The 19,673-nt window shown below is 62.5% G+C and carries 16 protein-coding genes and 1 rRNA gene; 5 read left to right on the top strand and 12 right to left on the bottom strand.

The features are described from left to right. Window positions 1–12: 12 nt before the first annotated feature. From han to NO931_RS00075, 3 genes are all read right to left on the bottom strand, one after another. Window positions 13–1,917: a Hef-associated nuclease gene (gene han, locus NO931_RS00085; protein WP_256390579.1), complete on the bottom strand. Its 1,905-nt coding sequence runs from the start codon at window positions 1,915–1,917 to the stop codon at window positions 13–15. Window positions 1,918–2,013: 96 nt separating this feature from the next. Then, window positions 2,014–3,369, bottom strand: a complete 1,356-nt coding sequence (locus tag NO931_RS00080; protein ID WP_256390578.1) for an MBL fold metallo-hydrolase — start codon at window positions 3,367–3,369, stop codon at window positions 2,014–2,016. A gap of 269 nt (window positions 3,370–3,638) precedes the next feature. Beyond that, window positions 3,639–4,730 carry a DUF7350 domain-containing protein gene (locus NO931_RS00075; RefSeq protein ID WP_256390577.1) on the bottom strand — a complete coding sequence of 364 codons (1,092 nt, stop codon included), beginning with the start codon at window positions 4,728–4,730 and terminating at the stop codon, window positions 3,639–3,641. A gap of 199 nt (window positions 4,731–4,929) precedes the next feature. Between NO931_RS00075 and NO931_RS00070 the strand changes: the two genes are divergently transcribed. Further along, entirely contained in the window at window positions 4,930–5,154 is a 225-nt protein-coding gene (locus tag NO931_RS00070) for a DUF8119 family protein (protein WP_256390576.1), read from the top strand. Between the two features lie 4 nt (window positions 5,155–5,158). Here the strand turns inward: NO931_RS00070 and NO931_RS00065 are convergent, their stop codons facing one another. The 5 genes from NO931_RS00065 to NO931_RS00045 form a co-directional block, all read right to left on the bottom strand. Continuing rightward, entirely contained in the window at window positions 5,159–5,779 is a 621-nt protein-coding gene (locus NO931_RS00065; RefSeq protein WP_256390575.1) for a hypothetical protein, read from the bottom strand. A 308-nt stretch (window positions 5,780–6,087) separates the two neighbouring features. Then, on the bottom strand, window positions 6,088–9,117 hold the full coding sequence (locus tag NO931_RS00060) for a PKD domain-containing protein (protein ID WP_256390574.1): 3,030 nt from the start codon (window positions 9,115–9,117) through the stop codon (window positions 6,088–6,090). A gap of 201 nt (window positions 9,118–9,318) precedes the next feature. After that, the gene (locus NO931_RS00055; protein WP_256390573.1) at window positions 9,319–9,894 is read right to left on the bottom strand and encodes a HalX domain-containing protein; all 576 of its coding nucleotides are present in this window, start codon (window positions 9,892–9,894) and stop codon (window positions 9,319–9,321) included. Window positions 9,895–10,008: 114 nt separating this feature from the next. Next, window positions 10,009–10,689: a hypothetical protein gene (locus tag NO931_RS00050; RefSeq protein WP_256390572.1), complete on the bottom strand. Its 681-nt coding sequence runs from the start codon at window positions 10,687–10,689 to the stop codon at window positions 10,009–10,011. A gap of 85 nt (window positions 10,690–10,774) precedes the next feature. Next, window positions 10,775–12,751, bottom strand: coding sequence for a 3-hydroxyacyl-CoA dehydrogenase/enoyl-CoA hydratase family protein (locus NO931_RS00045; protein WP_256390571.1), 1,977 nt, complete (start codon window positions 12,749–12,751; stop codon window positions 10,775–10,777). A 115-nt stretch (window positions 12,752–12,866) separates the two neighbouring features. On the opposite strand from NO931_RS00045, the gene NO931_RS00040 reads away from it, so the two are divergent. Then, complete coding sequence (locus NO931_RS00040) at window positions 12,867–14,018, top strand: acyl-CoA dehydrogenase family protein (protein WP_256390570.1); 1,152 nt, start codon at window positions 12,867–12,869, stop codon at window positions 14,016–14,018. An 18-nt stretch (window positions 14,019–14,036) separates the two neighbouring features. Here NO931_RS00040 and NO931_RS00035 read toward each other — a convergent pair whose 3' ends face one another. After that, entirely contained in the window at window positions 14,037–14,348 is a 312-nt protein-coding gene (locus NO931_RS00035; protein WP_256390569.1) for a hypothetical protein, read from the bottom strand. A gap of 193 nt (window positions 14,349–14,541) precedes the next feature. Here NO931_RS00035 and NO931_RS00030 point away from each other — a divergent pair, with 193 nt between their 5' ends. Beyond that, the gene (locus NO931_RS00030) at window positions 14,542–15,096 is read left to right on the top strand and encodes a DNA-3-methyladenine glycosylase family protein (protein WP_256391374.1); all 555 of its coding nucleotides are present in this window, start codon (window positions 14,542–14,544) and stop codon (window positions 15,094–15,096) included. Between the two features lie 3 nt (window positions 15,097–15,099). On the opposite strand, the gene NO931_RS00025 is transcribed toward NO931_RS00030, so the two are convergent. Together NO931_RS00025 and NO931_RS00020 are read right to left on the bottom strand one after the other, a co-directional pair. Beyond that, complete coding sequence (locus NO931_RS00025) at window positions 15,100–16,080, bottom strand: transcription initiation factor IIB (RefSeq protein WP_256390568.1); 981 nt, start codon at window positions 16,078–16,080, stop codon at window positions 15,100–15,102. A gap of 166 nt (window positions 16,081–16,246) precedes the next feature. After that, window positions 16,247–17,587 carry a RimK family alpha-L-glutamate ligase gene (locus tag NO931_RS00020; RefSeq protein WP_256390567.1) on the bottom strand — a complete coding sequence of 447 codons (1,341 nt, stop codon included), beginning with the start codon at window positions 17,585–17,587 and terminating at the stop codon, window positions 16,247–16,249. Between the two features lie 94 nt (window positions 17,588–17,681). Here NO931_RS00020 and NO931_RS00015 point away from each other — a divergent pair, with 94 nt between their 5' ends. Then, entirely contained in the window at window positions 17,682–18,752 is a 1,071-nt protein-coding gene (locus tag NO931_RS00015) for a succinylglutamate desuccinylase/aspartoacylase family protein (protein ID WP_256390566.1), read from the top strand. A gap of 174 nt (window positions 18,753–18,926) precedes the next feature. Continuing rightward, window positions 18,927–19,235, top strand: a complete 309-nt coding sequence (locus NO931_RS00010) for a DUF8112 family protein (protein ID WP_256390565.1) — start codon at window positions 18,927–18,929, stop codon at window positions 19,233–19,235. A gap of 124 nt (window positions 19,236–19,359) precedes the next feature. Here NO931_RS00010 and rrf read toward each other — a convergent pair. After that, window positions 19,360–19,481 (bottom strand): 5S ribosomal RNA (gene rrf / locus NO931_RS00005). Between the last annotated feature and the right edge of the window lie 192 nt (window positions 19,482–19,673).

Raw genomic sequence — 19,673 nt, 5'->3', positions numbered from 1 at the left:
GCCGACGCTTGGTCAGACCGGCGAGCTCGTGCTGCCCAGCTCCTCGTCGATGTCGGCCTCGGCCATCTTCTCGATCAGCGAGTCCAGCACCTCCTCGCGGCGGCCCTTGACGTACTTGATCGAGCCGACGACGAGGTGGCCGCCGCCGCTGATGCCGCCGCCGACGATCTCCTCGTCGAGCTCGGTGACCATCGTCGGGATGTCGAGGCGGACACCGTCGCTCCGGAGGACGGCGAAGTCCGGACCGTAGCCGATCGTGATCACGGGGTCGCCCGTCTCCTCGACCTTGCGGTCGTGGACCGCGCCGGTCGTGTTGCCCGGCGCCGGATAGGTGAAGCGGTGCGCGGAGTTTTCGACGTCGATCTGGTAGAGATGCGCGCCGTTCGAGAGCTCCTCGTGTTCGACGTGGGGGAGTACGGCGTCGAGCTGGTCCTCAACGTCGCGCCGGGACTTCTCGGCGAGCGTGTCGACGAGTTCGCGGTGGCGATTCTCGTCGCCGTCGTCGCCGACGTCCAGCACGTCGTTGATGAGGTGCTGCCCGGAGTTGTAGCGGAGCCAGTGAGCGGCGTAGTCCAGCGCCTCGCCCACGTCCTTGAGATCCTGCTCGTCGTACCCCTCCTCGTGGGCGAGTTCGAGGTAGTCCTCCATCGCGTCGGCTTCCGAACGATCCGAGATGCCCGCAACCGCGGGGACGTGACGGAGCTCGTCGGTCATGCCGGGGTAGATCATGCGCGCGAGTTCGACGCACATCATGCCCGTCGTGATCCGGTAATCCTCGTCGTAGAGGTAGGGGTTGACGTGCTCGGTCAGCAGCGACTCGACCGCCTCGGGATCAGGATGGTGGTGGTCGACGACGACGATCGGGATGTCGTAGTGACGCAGCGTCTCGTAGGCCGGCGTGTCCTCCTCGGTGCTGCCGTTGTCCAGCATCAGGAGGAGCGGCAGCTTCTGGCCGTGACGCTCGCGATCCTCCAGCGCGAAGTTGAGATCGCGGGTGGCGTCTTCCATCTCGTAGAACGGCGCCTTGCTCGGCAGGCGCTTGAACAGGTGCCGTTTGGCGTCGGGGTCCTCGTGGACCTCGTCGATGAACCGCTCCAGGGCGAGCTCGACCGGAACGCTCGCGCACATCCCGTCGCCGTCGGCGTGATGCCGGATGCGGATCGGGCGCCCCTCCAGCACCGTCCGGCGGAGCAGGCGCGCGACCGACTCCAGGTCGCCCCGGAGCTTCTCGAAGGCGGGCCACTCGACGAGCGGATCGACGTCCCGCGGCGCGGCGCGCTCCTCGATCGCGGCGTCGAGACGCTGCTCGACGGCGTTCGCGTCTTCACCTGCGAGGACGGTCAGCGAATCCGCTTCGATCTGAACGGCGTCTTCGCGACGCTCGGGTTCGCCGGTGACGCGCACGTAGTCGTCGACGTCGACGTCGGGACGCGCCCGGACGCCCGCCTCCTCGAAGATCGCGCAGGGGACGACGCCGGTCTCGTCGCGGACGTGGAACAGCGTCGGGCCGCCGGTCTGTTTGATCTGGACGACCTGTCCTTCGAGATGGACCGTCTCGCCGAGGATCTCGGTCAGCGAGGAAACGTCGCCGAGATCGTAGTCGTGGGAGACGCTCTCGACGTCGTACTCGTCGAGGGAGACCTCCTCGAACGCGATATCGCCGTTCGCTCGCACTTCGTCGAGTTCGACGACGAACTCGTCGCCGACATCGTACTCGCCGCTGAGGTTGGATTCGTGGACGAGTCCGGAGACGAACTCCGAGAGATCGACGAACACGCCGTAATCGACGACGCCGTTGACCGTTCCGAGGTAGGGAACCCCCTCCTCGACGTCGTCGGGCGTACAGTCCGCACCGAGATCGTAGACGACGGGGGGCTGTTGCTGCCCGTCCCCGCCGTTCGCCTCGTCGGTAGTCATTAGTATCGGCGTTTGACGGCGACCGTGTAAAACGCTTTGCAAGTCGCTCGGGCCGCAAACGGCGGGGAGAGGGCTGTTAGCGACCGGCCGGGGTCCTCAGGTGTGGAACGCACTCATGCAGTTGTACAGTCCCCGCTCGTAGACGTCGGGGTCTTTCCCGATACCGATGTGCGAGCCGATCTTCGCGTCGGCCCAGTAGGCTTCGTGGGGCCCCTCGAAGATCCGGCGCAGGAGGCGCGGATCCAACACCATCTTCACGTATCGATCGTACTCGTCGAGGTTGACGTCGCGATCGGCGTGATACCGGAACCCGTCGCCGTCGAGAGTGAGTTCGAGGGTTACGTCGTCGACCAGCGGGAGCAACACCCGCGTGGGCGACTCGAAGCCGATCGTCTCGCGCTTGTCCTCCAAGCTCTCGTACGCCTCCGGCACGTAGGACTGGAGCTCCTGCAGCGTCGGCGTCGGATCGGCCTCGTAGTCGAACTCTCGCTCGGCCAGCACCTCCTGGATGTACTCCTCTTTCTCCTCGGGGTCCGGCGGCTGGAACGGCTGGGAGACGCTCCCGTCTTCCACGTCGAGATACTCGCCGGTGTTGAGGAACACGCACTGGTGCTCGTCCGGATCGATGTTGCTCGTGAAGTAGTCGTACGCCTCCGCGCGGGGCGGGTTCGCGGTGTACTCGTTGAGGTGAGCCAGCGACCCGGCGAGCACGTACTCGCCGGCGAACGGCATGTAGTAGTCGGGCTCGAACAGGTCGACGAATCGCTCGGCAAGCTGGTGTTTCTCCAGGATCACCTCGCGGGCGGCCTCCTTTTTTTCCTCGTGGGAGTAGTCGATCATCGCCTGCGGGTAGAACTGTGCGGCGCTGTACTGGTGGCAGAGCACGTCGACGTCTCCGTACGCCGCCCGTATTTTCTCGAACGTCGGCTTGGCCATCTCGAAGGGACAGTCGTTGGTGTTGACCAGCGTGTGCTCGCCGTTGTCGATCACGGCCATCGAATCGACCTGCGTCGAGCCGGGCGTCTCGGCCTCGTCGTCGTACCACGTGCAACCGAAGAAGTTGCCGCAGGCCTCCGGGTCGCAGCCGTCGGCGGCGAACACGTTGATGTGCCAGTCGCCGCCGAGATCGAACGGCTCGCCGTGTGGCAACTCGATAACCTCGAACCCGAGCTCCTCGATGGCGTCCTTGAGATAATCCCATCGGTAGTCGTGGATGACGACCGGCGTGTCCGTGTCGAGTCGGCGCATCGACTCGGGGTGGAAGTGATCCGGGTGGACGTGGGAGATGTAGATGTAATCGACGTCGTGGAAGTCCGCCGGTTCGTAATCCGGCGGCGGGTAGTGACACCACGAGCCGTAGTACGCTCCATCGAGCAACCAGGGGTCACAGAGCACCGACCGCTCCTCGTCTTCGACCAGTATCGCGGCCGACTGCAGGTACGTGACCTTCATGCGTCGGGAGAGAGTGCGGACCCCGCCACGGTTTGTAATTGCAGGAGTATCCGCGCAAAGGTGACGTTGTCTGACGACCCGCCGTTCGCAACGTCTCCGTACCCTGCGCTGGGCTGGGCTTAGGCGTCACCGCGATGTCGGGGGCGGCGAGGAGATCGACCGCAAATCACTCCTTACGAAGACGTACGCTTACGAACAGCGTTCTTTCGCGACCCGATTACTTGCCACAACCGAATCGCCACTTCCCCTGTCGCAGCGGCGTCGATCTCCTACTCGCCGACGGTGAACTCCATCGGCTGCATCCCGAAGAACGCCGTCTCGTACCCGTCGTGGCGCGACGCCTGGGGAGGGGTGTCGACAGTGACCGTGACGGCGTCTCCCTGCTGTACCCCCTCGACGGCGGCGCCGTAGTGGAGTCCGACACTGCCGTCGACAGCCGCGTACAGCCGGTCGTCGTACACCGTTTCGTCAGTTTGGTCTCGTCTGACGGTCGCGGACAGGCCCATCTGCGGGATCGGAATCGAATTGTACGGCGTCCGCGGTGAGACGAGCAGATACTGCCGGTCCTCGGCGAATCGCGAACCAGCTGGCAGCAGCGTCGCGGCGAGCTCGGCGTCGCCGCTCGTCGCCGTTCCGAGCGATTGTCCGGGGAGCTCCTGCGGCGCAGGCACCGTCGGGATCGGATCGGCGGCGCCCTCGATGGCACCACCCCCGTGTCGCATGAGCGAAACGGCGTCTCGGGTGCCGCGCCGCGACTCGTCGATTTGGGTGTACTCGAGATCGTAGATGTCGTCGGTATCGTACTCGAACTCGATCTCGACGGTCTCGGCTGACTGGAACTGTCCGGACAGCTCGCCGACAGCGCCGGCACCGACCGGAGGAAGCCTGATCTCGGCGACATAGGCTCCCTCATCGTCGAGGGAGAGATTATCTCCGTAGTGGAATCCCATCCGCTGTGAGAGCATCGTCCAGAGCGTCCGCGACGCCGCGATCTCTCCGCCGTGTCGAAGTTTCAGTCCGGGCTCGACGGGCAACACGACGCCCGTTTCGGCGTCCCAGATCGTCGCCATGAGATGCAGGGAGTCCTCCTCGCCGACTTCGACTCTGTTCGTCGAGGTCCCCGAAACGGTCCAGAATCGGTGTGGAAACGTGTACTGTAGCGCGACGGCGTACTGTCCGGCGCGCGCGCTGCCGTACGTAGCCATCGCCTCGCGACCGGCCGGCATGTACACGGCGTCGGGCCGGTCATCCACCAGCGGAGCGTTTCGCCAGACCGATTCCGTCTCGAAAACGTCGAGACAACCGGTGACGGCTACTCCGCCGATGACAGCGCCCGCCTTCAGTGCATCTCGCCGTCGCATATGCGAACGTCGGGACGCCGCAATGATACGCCTTCTGCTCGCAGCACGAGAGACACGACCGTGCCGCAGCTTTTTTGCCCTGCTGGGCGTACCCCTTGGCAGGGATGACCGTGGACTTTGTGATCGCTTGGCAGAGCTACCATGTCGGTAAGGCGCGTATCGACCGAGCGGCGGGCGTCGCAACACCGAGGAACGAGCGATGAGCCAACTCGATCGGATCGCCGACTACTTCGGCGAGAACCGTTGGGAGGTACTGACAGATCTGGCCTTCGCCATCGCGTGGGTGACGATCGTCTCAATCCTGTTCGACCTGGTCGACGGTCCGCAGTGGGCGTACTACCTGTTCATGTTCTCTGGAGTGCTGGCGTACTACCTCCTGTACGGGATGTCCGAAGCGGCGATTGGGGATAAACAGGGGGAGTGACTCGTCACCACTTGCTGCGACCACGGAACAGGAAGACCAGAAATCCGATCCCGAGGGCAGCTCCGGCTGCTGCGTGTTTCGGTGAGAGACCCCTTGATTCGAGAAATCCTTCGTCGGTGTCGTACCTGTAGGGATCCTCGCTGTTTCGATATCCGACCGGCTCGTACGGCTCTCGTTGCCACTCCGTCTCGCCGTCGGCAGTGCCCCGGAACCAGACCTGGTCTCTGAGTCCTTTGTCCTCGTCGAGGCGTGCCGTCGTCATGCGGAGTTCGCCTTCTACGACCTCGTCCGGACCTTCGCGGAGGTGGATACGAGAGACCGTGGTGTTTTCGTTAACTGGTACTAGTGCTACGTCTCGCGCCGAAATTGTTTGGAGAGTATGGGCGTAGACGTACCCGCCATATGCTCGGGGAGACGGATTTTCGAAGACCACGTCAACCGCTGCAGTGGGCTCGCCGTTGTACGTCGTCTCGACAACTTCGACATCCTGAATTCGGGCGGCAGGTATATCTGGATCTTCGAGGTTGTACTCTCTCTCCAGGGTTTGGTTCAGATCGTCTCCAAGGGTATATATATCCACATTATGAAAATCTTTAGAAACGTTATATCTTCTAGACAAATCCATCTTGGTGGACCAATGCTCACTGTTATTCAACTTTGGACCTTCACGACTTTCATGATATTCGTCTATAACGAAGGAAACAGAAGGTCTAAACATAGGTTCACCCACTCTTTCGTATTTTACATATACACTATGATTAGAATATATTCTGACATTAATGTCATATCCATTACTAGTGTCTTGAGTAGAATCAACTATTTCCGTCTCTTCTAGTAGATTAGTTGGGGCCCCTCCAGTAGGAACACAACTCGTGAACACACATATTAGAATAATAAAGGACACAATCATATGTGTGATTTTATTCATATACACTAACACCCTATGCTGCCATCTATAGAACAGCTAGATTTAGAAATCCGTGCTCCTGACTCAACAGATTTGATTATCTCTCTTTTGGACTTGAATCCTTCAAACGAGATGGTCCCACTTATTTGATCAACAGTCACCGTTTTCTCATGAGGAGTAGACTTGTCGTATACGTTTGCTCCTCCGCGCAACGAATACTGACGATCATATTCTACGGTAGCAGAAGTTCTGACGACATCCGATGCATCGCTGTAAGAATCCGATACAATCGTACTACCGGTTCTTTTCACCATTTTCCATTCTTTGGAATACGTCTGTGAACCAACTCTGATGCCCGACTGTTCCGTCCAAATGGAAGCTTCCTGTGGTGTTGTGACGGCCCCAATGGGTTCCCAGTAAGTACGAGTCTCGCTTTTCTCAGCCAGATACATTGTTTTATCTTTTTCCCCATGGAATATATGTAAATATTGCGTTACTGTCTCTGTCGATTCGATCGGCACACACCTCCCGGCTCGCATGAATGCGCCGGAACCCGAACATATTCTCTTAACTCTCTTTTCCCCGGTGTACCTGCCGGCAGACCGTGGAGCACCCAACCACCTGTTGATCTCTATTTCTCGTGTTTCTACTGTAGTACCACTTGGGGACCAATTGGGATGAGTAGAGAGGAACAGTTTCCTCATCGTTTTGGACGAGAAAGTTCGAGTGTCCACCACTTCTGGGGGTTTTGATCGCCGCTTCTCGATCGTAATTGTTTCGAGGGTCTTTGAACTGTCTTCGACGCGATAACCTTTCGCCTCGTGTCGATATCGTTCCGCCTGCGATGTTACGGTTCTTTCAATTATTTCCTTTTGTGTGTATTCGATAGATGAGATAGAGGCGTTATTCCGCTCAAGTCGATCTTCTTCGAAGACATCCACCGATGGAAGCCGTTCCCAACTCGTTTGCTTGACGTTAGCGATCACGAGAAAGGGAGCCTCGGGATTGAGATAGGATCTGGCGTCAACCTCGACAGTACCGACATACTGGGGATGTCTAATCTCGTGGAGATTCGGATCGGGGCCGGCATCCGCATCGTGAGAAACCGGTCTCCACTCAGTCACTTCTCCCTCGCCCCCTTTTACTCGTAATTCCAGTGACGGATCGTAGTCCCGATCAGCAAGATGGAACGTCTCGGTTTTGACTTTGAAACGTATCGTATCGTCTGGCTTGTACGGTCCTTCAGAGACCTCTTCGACTTTTTTGAACTCAGGGCTCCAGTAATCGTATAGCTCGGAAGAGAGGTCAACTGAGTTACCATCCCCGTCCGTTATCACTAGTCCGGGCGTATCGCTAAATTCGAGACCAATTAGGTCGGGATCATCAGGTCTCCGATCCCGGTCTTGGGCCCGGAAATTCAGTGGCCCGCCGTCCGGATCAAAAGAGTCACTCACATCAATGAGGAGCCGATATCCCTTGTTTTCGGAATCCTCTCCTTCGTCAATCACTTCGATTCGGGGCTCGGGATCACTATTTGTGACCCTGAATTCACCCCTACTATCACCTAGAACATCAGACTTCATATATATCTTATATTCCTCGGGTGCTTTTCCAGCCCAGTATGAAGTTATCGTTAGCACATCAGTCTTAGTGTCATATTTTCGCTCATCAGCTTTGATTTTTTGAAGCTCAGGATCATCTCCAGAAGGAACAAGCTCGGGCGAAACGGCGCCCGGATCCACGCCGTTCAAATCAATCACTGTCTTGTGAATAGCCGTATACCGCTCAGGATCCAAGCGCTCGTGATACGAGTCCACTGGCCCGTTCACGAAGCCTGAGCGCACCAAATCCGGCTCACCCGCTCGGTTAGTGTCGGCAGCCGATTGCCCTCGTCGGTCAGTCACGACGACCCGAACGCGATTCGAGTTCTGGCCACTATCCAAATCAACCGAAAACGAGGTGTCGAACACCTCCCCATTCGCTGGCGCCCACTCACGAACCCGCTCGTCGTCGACGAACAACTCCACAGAGTCGAGATTCCCGAACTCATCAGTAGCATCAACGGATCCGGAGAGCGTTCCGTCGGTCTGCGACATCGTCAGCGAAACCTCCGGACGAGGATCGACGACGACGCTCGTGCCGTTTTCGAACGACGCACTGTACGTGTCGTCGCCGACGTCGGCCAGCGCAGTGAGCTCGTGAGTGCCTGCTTCCCACTCCGTGTCGAGAGTGACGCCGGAGCCGCGACTGCCGTCATCGTCGTGCCACGACACTGACTCGACGTCGTCGACATCCGCACCGTCGAGCCCGTACGTCCCCTCGAAGGGAGCATCACCGGTCAGTAGCTGGGGGCCCTGAACGGAAAGCGACGGAGTAGGCGCGGAGGGACTCGGGGAAGAGGGACTCGCAACTACCACGCGCCGCGTCGCGGTGCGTTCGCGTCCGATCCTATCGTGGACGGTCGCGTTTACGCGAACAGTTCCCGGGCTGGAGAAGGTACGCTCCAGCGATGCGTTGCGGTTGCGATTGATCGTTGCGTTTTCGACCGGCGACCCGTCGATGGTCCAGACGACGTGGCTCAGTTCGACATCGCCCGGGCGGAACGTCGCTGTGAATTCGGCAGGTCGATCGCTGGCGATGCGACGTGGCCCCGAGATGGAGACACCCGGAATGGCAGCCGCGTCGGCTTCGACGTACATCGTATCGGAGTTGGTCCGCCCGTCCGCGTCGGTGACTGTCAGCGTGACGGCGTGCCGTCCTGGCCTATTCGGGACGAACGCCGTCCGGACGCACGTTGCGCAGGACGGCCGAACCGTGCTCCCGTTCGGTCCGGTGATCGTCCACTCGTACTCGACGATATCGCTCGACGCCGCGCGCGAACCGCCACCGTCGAGGAGTACACGGTCGCCAACAGTCGATTCCTGATCGAGGCCGGCCTCGGCGAACGGGGCGTCGTCGCGGTCGACTGATGCCGACGACGCGGGTGTCGCGAGCACGACCGTCGTCAGCGGACCGGTTGCGACGAGCGCAAGTAGTAGCACTCTAGCAAATTTCATCTCGTTAGAGAGGCAATAATGATGCCTTCAGTTATAAACTTGCGGAAGAATCTTCTACGGGCGGAGCAGTAGACGCAGCCTGCACAGAACGATCAAAGCGAGACGGTGACGAGCAGTGGCTGGAGAGAAGATCGGTGACGCCCGTCGGATCGCAGCGTAGTTGCTGGGGCTGTCAGAAGGAGAGCGATCGTCCGCGCAGTATCACTGCTCGCCCGGAAGATCCTGAAACGCGCCGACGAAGTCGTCGTGATCCGAAAGCCCGGACACCGTGTCGTCGACCTGGCCGCGGAGCGAGTCGACCTGCTCGCAGAGTTCGGCGTACTCCTCGCTATCTTCGAGCGCACGGTCGGATTTCTCGGCTTCGAGCAGCGACTTCTTCGAGACGAGCGAGTAGTACCGCTGGATGTCGGCCTCGTAAGCCGAACGAGTCTGTACGCGCTCGACGACGTCCAGCAGTTCGTCCTTCGAGACGGGCTTGACGAGGTAGTCGTCGAACCCCATCTCGATGATGTCGAAGTCGGGGTCGACCGCCGTGACCATGACGACGCGACAATCGTAGCCGCGGTCCCTGATCTTCGAGAGGACTTCGTCGCCCGAGAGACCGGGCATCCGGCGGTCAAGCAGGACGATCTCGACGGATTCTTGCATCTGCTCTAGCGCACTCTCCCCGTCGTATGCGGTCTCGACGGACCAGTCGCTCGTCAGCCAGGCCGCGAAGAGATCTGCCAGCCTCGATTCGTCGTCTACGACGAGTATTTCCACGGGTTGATCGGACATAGTCTGTGTAATTCCGGGCGTCGGTCGAACTGCACGCTCACTTTAGGGCGATGGTAGTAATCCGTGATAAATGCCGCGGCTGTGTGAATCCGATATCGTGTAGGAATGAATACATCATTCCTCGGACTGCTCGAAGAATTGTCCGGCACCGTCGCCGGCGAGATCGGCGAAGACGACGACTTCGAGCGCCGCGAGCGTTCCGGCGAGCAGTAGCATCGCAGCGGGCGTCACCAGCAGCATGACGACGAACACCATTCCGGCGACGAGCAGGTGAAGCAGCGAGTACCACGGGCTGCGAAGCCAGACGTCGACGGCCTCGGAAATGAGCGCTCTCGTTCCGGGCGGCTCCTCGGCACGGACGAGGAGACTGCCCGCCCGAAACGTCAGCGCGACCACGGCGATCAGCGTGTACAGCGCGAGCGCGGCGCCGAGCCAGAACACCACCGAGCCGTTCGCAGTCGCGAGGAGCACGTACGTGACGAGATTCAGCACGGTAAAGCAGATCAACACGGAGAACGGGAGCCCCGGTCGGAAGTACCGTCGAATGGCGGCCGGGAACGTCCGAGCGCGCTCGCGTTCGGAACGCGCCCGCGCGGACCCGCGACGCTCCGCGATCTCGGTCATCGTGGCGACGGCGGCGATACAGATCGGGCCGATCGTCAGCAGCGGAACCGCGAGCACGGTGGCGGCGAGGCTGATGATAGAGACAGGGATGATCTCGTCGTACACGAGGCGTCCGACGCCCCGCAGTGAGTTCCAGAAGTCGCTCGCAGTCACCGTCGCGTTCGCGCTCATCGACGCCGAATTTCCGACCGCGGATCAAAGAACCACCGGAATCCCGGTCGGACGCCGCACGTCTACTTGTCCCCGAAATCGGGAGTTACTTGCCCTCGAACTCGGGGTCGTCGTCACCCATGAAGGCGGTGATTCCTTCCATGAGATCGTCGGTCTGCATCAGCTGGCCGAACGCCTGCGCCTCGATCTCGAGGCCGGCGTCGGCGTTCTCCCAGCCTTTCTCCATGGCGCGCTTGGTGTAGCGCTGGGCGATCGGCGGCCCCGCTGCGAGGTCGGCCGCGAGCTCGAACGCCCGGTCCTGCAGCTCGTCGTTCGCGACGACCTCGTTGACGAAGCCGTAGTCGGCCATCGTCTCGGGGTCGAACCGCTCGGCGGTGAAGATGATCTCCTTGGCGCGGCCCTCGCCGACGATGCGCTGGAGCCGCTGGGTGCCGCCCCAGCCGGGCAGGAGACCGAGGTTGTGTTCGGGCTGTCCGAGCTCGGAGCGCTCGGAGGCGACACGCATGTCGGCGCAGGTCGCCATCTCCATGCCGCCGCCGAGGCAGAACCCGTCGATGCCGGCGACGACCGGGAGGTCACACTCCTGAAGCTTGCCGAACGTCTGTTGGCCGTTCCGGGAGAGCTCGACCGCCTGGATGGGGTCGGCGCCGCTAGCCATGCTCTGGACGTCGGCACCCGCAGAGAACGCCTTCTCGCCCTCGCCGACCAGCAGGATCGAGCGGACGTCCTCGTCGTCCTCGAGTAGGTCGATCGCCTCGCCGAGTTCGTCGAGCAACTCGCCGCTGATCGTGTTCATCCGGTGGGGACGGTCGAGCACGAGTTTGCCGACCATCTCGCCGGGCTTCTCGACGCGAATCGTGTCGAAGTCGTAGCGCGCCCCGCCGTCGGCGTCGCCGCCGCCGTGGAAGCCGCCCTGCTCGGCGGCCTGGGAGAAGTAGTCCGCGGGCGCGTAGCGCTCGGCACCCGTCTCCTCGTGGGCCGATTTGAGCACGTCCAGCAGGTGGTCGAGCCCGGCGTCGTCGGCGAGCTTGGCGGGACCGTCGGGGAAGCCGGCGCCGAGCTGGACGGCCTCGTCGATGGCGTCGGGGCCGGCGACGTCGCCGCCGATCAGGTGGGCGGTCTCGTTGGCCATCACGGCGGTCAGGCGATCGGCGACGAACTCGCTGCCCTCGTCGGTCGGGACGTCGGCGCCGTCGCCGTCCTCGTAGTCGTAAAAGCCCTTGCCGGTCTTCTTGCCGAGCTCGTCGTTCTCGACTTTCTCCTCGAGGAGCGGACAGGGCTCGTAGGCGTCGCCCAGTTCCTCGTGCATGTACTCCAGCACGTGGTAGCTCACGTCGTTACCGACCTGGTCGCCCAGCTCGAAGCTCCCCATCGGCAGGCCCATGTCGTACTTCGTGGTGCTGTCGACCTCTGCGATGGTGGCTTCGCCCTCGTGGACGAGCCAGCACGCCTCGTTCATCAGCGGGACGAGGATGCGGTTGACGATGAAACCGGGCGAGTCCTTGTGGACGCGCACGGGCGTCTTGCCGAAGTCCTCGGCGAGCTCCTCGATCACGTCGAGCGTCGCCTCGTCGGTGTGGGCGCCGGAGATGACCTCGACGAGCTGCATCCGCACCGGCGGATTGAAAAAGTGCATCCCGCAGAACGTCTCTTTCCGGTCGGTGACCTCCGAGAGCTCGGTGATCGACAGCGAGGAGGTGTTGGTCGCGAAGATCGCCTCGTCGGCGGCGTGCTCCTCGACCTCCTGGTAGACGTCCTTCTTGATGTCCATCTTCTCGGGGACGGCCTCGATCACGACGTCGGCGTCGGCGACTGCCTCGCCGACGTCGACCAGCGGCGTCACGCGGCCGAGCGTCTCGGCGGCTTCGCCCTCGCCGATCTGGTCTTTCTCCTCGAGCTTGTTCAGGCTCCACTCGATCTGCTCGTAGCCGTTCTGTACGAACTCCTCTTTGATGTCCCGGAGGTTGACGTCGTAGCCCGCCAGCGCGGCGACTTCCGCGATGCCGTGGCCCATGTTCCCCGCGCCGAGAACTGCTACAGTGTTGATATCGTCCAACTCCATGCGTGCACACTCAACAGGCAGCCGTTTTAACGTTTCCCTCGGTTCGCTTTGAAACTCAGTTTCGGTTTACATCGGGTTACAAAGATATTTATCGTTCAGTATGGAACTGTGTAGCATGGACTTCGGACTATCAGAAGAGCAACGAGCGATCCGCGACGAGGTCCGGCGGTTCGCCGAGAACGAGATCGAACCCGTCGCGACCGAACACGACGTCGACGAGAAGTTCCCGCACGACGTGATGGACGAGGCGGCGAAGATGGGCCTGACGGGCGCGCACATTCCCGTCGAGTACGGCGGCGCGGGCTACACGCCACTCGAGATGTCGTTGATCACCGAGGAACTGTTCGCCGTCGACCCCGGGATCGGCCTCTGCATCACGAGCGCGGCCTTCGGCGCCGACTCGCTCATGGAGTACGGCACCGAGGATCAGAAGGAGCGATTCCTCGAACCGATCGCGAACGGCGAGGCGATCATGGGCGCGGCGATCAGCGAACCCGACACCGGCTCGGACGTCTCCAGCGTTTCCACCGAGGCCGACAAGGACGGCGACGAGTGGGTGATCAACGGCAACAAGATGTGGATCACCAACGGCTCGATCGGCGACTACTACGTCGTGATGTGCAAGACCGACGACGTCGACGACCGCTACTCGGGCTTCTCCCAGATCCTCGTCGAGTCCGATCGCGACGGCTTCGAAGCCGACAAGATCACCGGGAAACTCGGCATCCGTGCATCCGACACCGCCGAGCTGATCTTCGACGACGTGCGCGTCCCCGAAGAGAACCTGATCGGCACGCGCGGCGCCGGCTTCCTCCAGCTGATGAACTTCTTCGACGAGACGCGCACGATGGTCGCCGCCCAGGGCGTCGGCATCGCCAAGGGCGCCTGCGAGCGCGCCCTGGAGTACGCCCAGGACCGCGAGCAGTTCGGCCAGTCGATCAGCGAGTTCCAGGCGATCCAGCACAAGCTCGCGGAGATGCACACCAAGACCGAAGCCGCCCGCCAGCTCACCTACAAGTCGGCCTGGAGCGTCGCGAACGAGGACGACCAGCTCACCGCGCTGGCCTCGATGGCCAAGGAGTACGCGTCGAACGTGGCGGTCGAGGTCGCCGACGAAGCGGTCCAGATCCACGGCGGCGCCGGCTACGTCAACGACTTCGACGTCGAACGGCTCTACCGGGACGCCAAAATCACCCAGATCTACGAGGGGACCACCGAGATCCAGAAGAACATCATCGCCCGAGAGCTGCTCGGGAAGGGGTTCTAAAGTACACCGAGCACTGGCTTACCGGGGCTGTCGTACCATCCACTGATCGAGTTCGTCCGATCGGTAGGCGAACAACAGCGAGACGGTAAACAGCGCAACACTCCCGTAAAGCGACCAGTCCTGAAGTTTCAGCAACAGGTCGCTCAACTCGATCAGGGTGAGAGGAATGTCCGAAGAGGACTCGGTGATAGCTTTGAGTACAATCGGGTTCACGTGGAAGTTCAGTGCTACGAACGCAATAAAAAGGATCACCGCCGCACCGGTAAAGAGACCGTGATAGAACTTTGCCTGCATCAGATTCGCTAACTGCTGGAACTCGTGCTGATCCATGCTATCCACTTCATACTCCGGGAATTATTTAATATCTTGTATTATGCGATCCGGGTAAGAGCTGGAACCCCAACATCCGTCCGACGCTACACCTCTATCTCGTAACACCCTTTGCCGTCCGCTCTAACTCTCCGGCGTGTCCGAGCGAGCAGTCTTCGACGACGCCGAATCCGTTCTCCGCGACGACCGCGTGATGGCCGAGTTGATCGACCGCCACGGGCCGGTCGACCTCGCGCCGGCCGACAGCGAGTTTCGCCGCCTGATCGTCTCGATCGTCAACCAGCAGCTGTCGACGGCGTCGGCCCGCGCCGTTCGCGAGCGCGCGTTCGAACTGATCGGCAAGCCGATCACGCCCGACGCCGTGCTGGCCGCCGACGAGGGAGCGCTGCGGGACGCCGGACTGAGCAACTCGAAGATCGAGTACGTCAGGAACTGCGCGCTGGCGTTTCAGGACCGCGATCTGACCCGCGCGGCGCTTGCCGAGCGCGCGGACGACGAAGTCATCGACCTGCTGACCGAGATCCGCGGCGTCGGCGAGTGGACTGCCCGGATGTACCTCATCTTCGCGCTCGGGCGGGAGGACGTCCTCCCGCTGGGCGATCTTGCCGTTCGGCGCGGCATCGATCAACTCTACGGAGCGGGCGACGCGACGATGGATCGTAGCGAGATGCGGTCGATCGCCGAAGCGTGGCGTCCGTACCGGTCGGTCGCGACGCGGTACGTCTGGCTGGAGTACGAGGACGATTGAGACTCAGACGGCCGTGACGCCTTTGGCTTCGAGCAGTTCCTTGTAGCGGTTGCGGATGGTGACCTCGGAGATGTCGGTGACCTCAGAGACCTGGGACTGGGTGATCTCCTCGTTGCACAGCAGCGGGGCGGCGTACACCGCGGCGGCCGCCAGCCCGACCGGACTCTTGCCGGAGTGGAGGCCTTCCTCCTTCGCCGTGCGGAGCAGTTCGCGGGCGCGCTGTTCGGACTCGTCGGAGAGGTCGAGTTCCGAGGCGAAGCGCCCGACGTACTGTACGGGGTCGGCGGGCTGGATTTCGAGATTGAGTTCGCGGACGATGTAGCGGTAGGTGCGCTTGAACTCCATCTCGTCGATGCGGGAGACCTGCGCGACCTCGTCGATCGATCGGGGCGTTCCGGTCTGGCGTGCTGCGGCGTAGACGCTGGCCGTCGAGACGCCCTCGATGGAGCGCCCGGGGAGGAGGTCCTCGTCGAGCGCGCGGCGGTAGATCACGCTGGCGGTCTCGCGGATGTCCTCGGGGAGGCCGAGCGCGGACGCCATGCGGTCGATCTCACCGAGCGCCTGCTTGAGGTTGCGCTCCTTGGAGTCGCGCGTGCGGAAGCGCTCGTTCCAGGTGCGCAGGCGCTGCATCTTCTCGCGCTGGCTGGAGCTGAGGGTGTTGCCGTAGGCGTCTTTGTCCTGCCAGCCGATGTTCGTCGAGAGGCCGTCGTCGTGCATCATCTTCGTCGTCGGGGCGCCGACGCGGCTCTTCGAGTCCTTCTCGGCGGCGTCGAACGCGCGCCACTCGGGCCCGCGGTCGATCTCGTCTTCCTCGACGACCAGTCCGCACTCGGTACAGATCGTCTCGCCGTGTTCGGTGTCCGACTCGAGCCGGCCGCCGCACTCGGGGCACAGCTGCTGGTCTTCGCTCTCCTCTCGATCGCTCGTTTGCTCTCGGTTCGAGACGGCGCGCTGGCGCTCGACCGTGGTCTGTGTTTCTGTCATGGTTGGGAGGGCGGCGTAGTGATCGGAAACGCTGTGCTCGTCTCTGTGTGCGTACGGAGGGAACGAAAGGGCGTAAGCACTTGACCTAACCATTTGGATGCCGCCGGACGCCGAGCGCACTCCGGCCGGCGCCGACCGAAACTCGGTCTGCGAGACGCCGACGCGACTACTCTTCGAGTTCCGTCTCGTCGGTGTCGGCATCGGCCCGCCGACCGACGTCGACGTGGTAATGCTCGAGGATGTCCCGACCCAGCAACAGCGGGTAGTCCATGTGGCTCCTGTCCTCGACGTTCGCAGCGACGGTGTGTCGATGCCCGCCGACGCCGATGACGATGTCGACGATCGGGCGAACCTTGCTCCGTTTCGAACTACCCGATCGGACGCGCATCTTGCTCTTGATCGGCCCGGCGCCGACATCGGCCGCAAGGCTGGTGTCGATGCTGGTCCGGGTCGCGCCGGTGTCGGACTTGGCGACGACAGTCTTGGAGTCGCTCGTCCCGCTGACCATCACTTCCTCGGTGTACCCGATCGACGCCGCGTCCCCGGGCACCTCGGGTGAGGGCTGCGGGCGGGCCGCAGGCACCGAGTCGTCGAGCGTGTGCGACAACTCCTCGACGCGCTCGCGGTCGACGTCCGCGCCGACGCTGTCGGCGGCCAGCCCGGCGATGAAGGGTGCGGGAGAGCGACCAGTGGCCTCGAAAAACCCCTTGAACCCCGCAGTGGGGTTGACCTCCAGCACGTACCAGCCGTCGTCGCCCTCGATGATGTCGACGCCGGCGTAGTCCAGTCCCATCGCCTCGGTCGCCGCGGTGGCCATCTGGCGGACGTCGTCGGTTAGCTGGTCGGAGGCGTCGCGCACGTCGCCGCCCAGCGAGACGTTCGTCCGCCAGTCGCCCTCGGGCGCGTAGCGGTGCATCGCGCCCAGAATCTCGTCGCCGACGACGTACACCCGCAGGTCGCGGTGGTGCTCGCCCTCCCGCTCGACGAGATCCTGCAGGAACGCGTACCGGTTGCCCACCATCGCGTTGACCGACTCGTCAGGGCCAACCTTCCACGTCCCGCCGCCGTGCGTGCCGATCGCGGTCTTGTAGACGGCCTCCTGGCCGAACTCGCCGCGTCGACGGTTCAGTGTGTCACTGCCCAGCGCCAGCAGCGCGTCGGGAACCGGGACATCCGCCTCGGCCAGCGCGGTGGCGGCGGCGAACTTGTGCATCGCCGTCAGCGTCGCCTGCGGCGCGTTCAGCATCGGCTTCGAGCGAGCGAACACGTTGGCGAGCCCGAGTTCCTCAGCGGGCTGGGCGGTGTTCGAGAGCAACAGCCGGTTCGCGACGACGTCGACGGCCGGTTCGATCGTCAACTCGCCGTCCTCGATGCTGATAGAGGTGTTCTCCGCGCGTAACCACTCCGTGTCGTATCCCAGCGCTTCGGCCGCGTTGAGAATCGCTTTCGTCTCCTTGCTGTTGTGCAGGCTCAGTACTCCCACGGTTAGATCGCCGGCATCGGCCATTACCTAAGACAAGCGGGGAGTGCGTGAAAACGTTATCCGTACTCGCGGCGCCGAGGGACTGATTTATGAGCCTGTGCCGGCAGATAGCACACGTATGAGCGAACAGGAGGGACCGGCCGACGCCGACGATCCGGACGCGGAGAACGAGGCGTTCGTCTACGACTCCGGCGTCGTCGAGCCCGGCGAACGCGTGAACGTCCGGTTCCCGGTCAGCGAGACGTATCTCGGCGATCCGGTGCGGCTCCCCGTGACGATCATCAACGGGCCCCACCCCGGCCCGACGGCGTTTCTCACGGCGGCGACTCACGGCGACGAGCTCAACGGGATCGAGGTCGTCCGCGAGGTCGCTCACGACTGGAATCACGACGTGCTCCACGGGACGCTCGTCTGCCTGCCGGTATTGAACGTCCCCGCATTCCTCGCCCAGCAGCGATATCTCCCGATCTACGACCGCGACCTCAACCGCTCGTTCCCGGGCAGCGAGAGTTCGACGAGCGCCAAACGGATGGCCCACCGCATCTTCTCGAACTTCATCGAACCCTGTGACTTCGGCCTCGACTTTCACACGTCCACGCGCGGGCGCACGAACATGCTCCACGCCCGGGCGAACATGGATGACGAAGAGGCGGCTCGGCTCGCTCAGGCGTTCAGTTCGAATGTGATCCTCGCCGGCGAGGGGCCGAGCGGCACCCTCCGACGGGAGGCGACCGACGCGGGCGTCCCGACGATCACCGTCGAGATGGGCGAAGCCCACCGCTTCCAGCGCGGGCTGATCGACCGCGCGCTCGACGGCGTCGTCAGCGTCCTCGCGGAGTATGGGCTGTTCACCGGGAGTACCGTCCACTGGCCCGGCTGGCGGACGATCATCACCGACGATCAGGAAAAGACGTGGCTCCGCGCCGACGTCGGCGGCATCGTCGACATGCACCACGATCGCGGCGCGCTCGTCCACGAAGGGGAGACGATCTGTTCGATCACGAACCCGTTCAAGACCGACTCAGAGATCGTCGAAGCGCCCTTCACCGGGCTACTCGTCGGCGTCCTCGAAAATCCGGTGGTCTACCCCGGGAACCCGCTCTGTCACCTGGTCGAGCTCGATCCCGACACGCTTCGGGCCGTCGAGCGCGATCAGTACGAGCGCGACGAGGACCCCTACCGGCTCTGACGGGCCACAGGTTTTCGTGCGATCGGGCGGCGAGTGCCCGGCGATGACATCCACTCCACTGGCGAGCGGCAGCCGACCGGTCGTGTATCGGCCCGCCTTTTGTCGAACGTCGCGATGGCCGGTCTTTTGTCCACCGTCGCCACAACGCGCGCGCGAGGAGCGGGTGGCAACCGAATGATCCCCGTGCGCGCGACGCTGACTCAACTGGCGACGGGACTCCAAATCGACGACGGCGCGCACGCCGACTGCGACGACTGTAGTGACACGCTTCGTGAAGGCGCGCCGATCGTCGTCCGACTGACGAACGAGCGTCGCCACTGGTCGGTCGACGGCGTCTGCTGCGACGACTGCGGCTCGGCGAGAACACTGGATGCACCGGGGACTGCCTACGTCGCGGCGCGCGTCGGCGTCACGTCCGACGGGGCGACCCAGTCGCAGTGGGCCTGCCTTGTCGATCCGAAGCCGATCGCGGCGACGCTTTAGAATCCGGACGGCTGAAACTGTAGTACAAAAACGCGCTGTGGACGGCGCAGTCGCTGTGCGGTCGCTGCGCGTTCGAAATGAAAGAACCCCCACGAGCGCGGTGCTCGTGGGGGTGAGTATGAGTGGCAGGCGGCGAGGCAGTGTTCCCAGAGGCTCGCGCACTCCAGTACTTGCTGCCACGTGGGTGAGCTTAACTTCCGTGTTCGGGATGGGTACGGGTGTTACCTCACCGCTGTGGCCGCCTTAACGCCGACCAGCGGAATCGAACCGCCGACGATGGTACCAACCATCGGAAAGACGATGTTAGTGTACGTGCGATCCAGTTAACGCCTGGACTCAATCATCGAAGACGACGATCGTCGTCTCGAAACTGAGCCAATGCGGTATGACTGTGTGGCGATCTTGATTAGTGCTCGCGGACTCAACGTCTCGTTGCCT

The organism is Natronoarchaeum rubrum, assembly GCF_024494695.1.
The sequence above is the reverse complement of the archived record's forward strand: the minus strand, read 5'-3'. Positions and strand labels throughout refer to the sequence as shown.

Coding starts and splice junctions, on each gene's coding strand:
- NO931_RS00070 (WP_256390576.1), top strand. CDS start 4,930: ATGAGCCAACTCGATCGGATCGCCGACTACTTCGGCGAGAACCGTTGG.
- NO931_RS00080 (WP_256390578.1), bottom strand. CDS start 3,369: ATGAAGGTCACGTACCTGCAGTCGGCCGCGATACTGGTCGAAGACGAG.
- NO931_RS00045 (WP_256390571.1), bottom strand. CDS start 12,751: ATGGAGTTGGACGATATCAACACTGTAGCAGTTCTCGGCGCGGGGAAC.
- NO931_RS00040 (WP_256390570.1), top strand. CDS start 12,867: ATGGACTTCGGACTATCAGAAGAGCAACGAGCGATCCGCGACGAGGTC.
- NO931_RS00055 (WP_256390573.1), bottom strand. CDS start 9,894: ATGTCCGATCAACCCGTGGAAATACTCGTCGTAGACGACGAATCGAGG.
- NO931_RS00035 (WP_256390569.1), bottom strand. CDS start 14,348: ATGGATCAGCACGAGTTCCAGCAGTTAGCGAATCTGATGCAGGCAAAG.
- NO931_RS00075 (WP_256390577.1), bottom strand. CDS start 4,730: ATGCGACGGCGAGATGCACTGAAGGCGGGCGCTGTCATCGGCGGAGTA.
- NO931_RS00050 (WP_256390572.1), bottom strand. CDS start 10,689: ATGAGCGCGAACGCGACGGTGACTGCGAGCGACTTCTGGAACTCACTG.
- NO931_RS00060 (WP_256390574.1), bottom strand. CDS start 9,117: ATGAAATTTGCTAGAGTGCTACTACTTGCGCTCGTCGCAACCGGTCCG.
- NO931_RS00065 (WP_256390575.1), bottom strand. CDS start 5,779: ATGGATTTGTCTAGAAGATATAACGTTTCTAAAGATTTTCATAATGTG.
- han (WP_256390579.1), bottom strand. CDS start 1,917: ATGACTACCGACGAGGCGAACGGCGGGGACGGGCAGCAACAGCCCCCC.
- NO931_RS00025 (WP_256390568.1), bottom strand. CDS start 16,080: ATGACAGAAACACAGACCACGGTCGAGCGCCAGCGCGCCGTCTCGAAC.
- NO931_RS00010 (WP_256390565.1), top strand. CDS start 18,927: ATGATCCCCGTGCGCGCGACGCTGACTCAACTGGCGACGGGACTCCAA.
- NO931_RS00015 (WP_256390566.1), top strand. CDS start 17,682: ATGAGCGAACAGGAGGGACCGGCCGACGCCGACGATCCGGACGCGGAG.
- NO931_RS00030 (WP_256391374.1), top strand. CDS start 14,542: ATGGCCGAGTTGATCGACCGCCACGGGCCGGTCGACCTCGCGCCGGCC.
- NO931_RS00020 (WP_256390567.1), bottom strand. CDS start 17,587: ATGGCCGATGCCGGCGATCTAACCGTGGGAGTACTGAGCCTGCACAAC.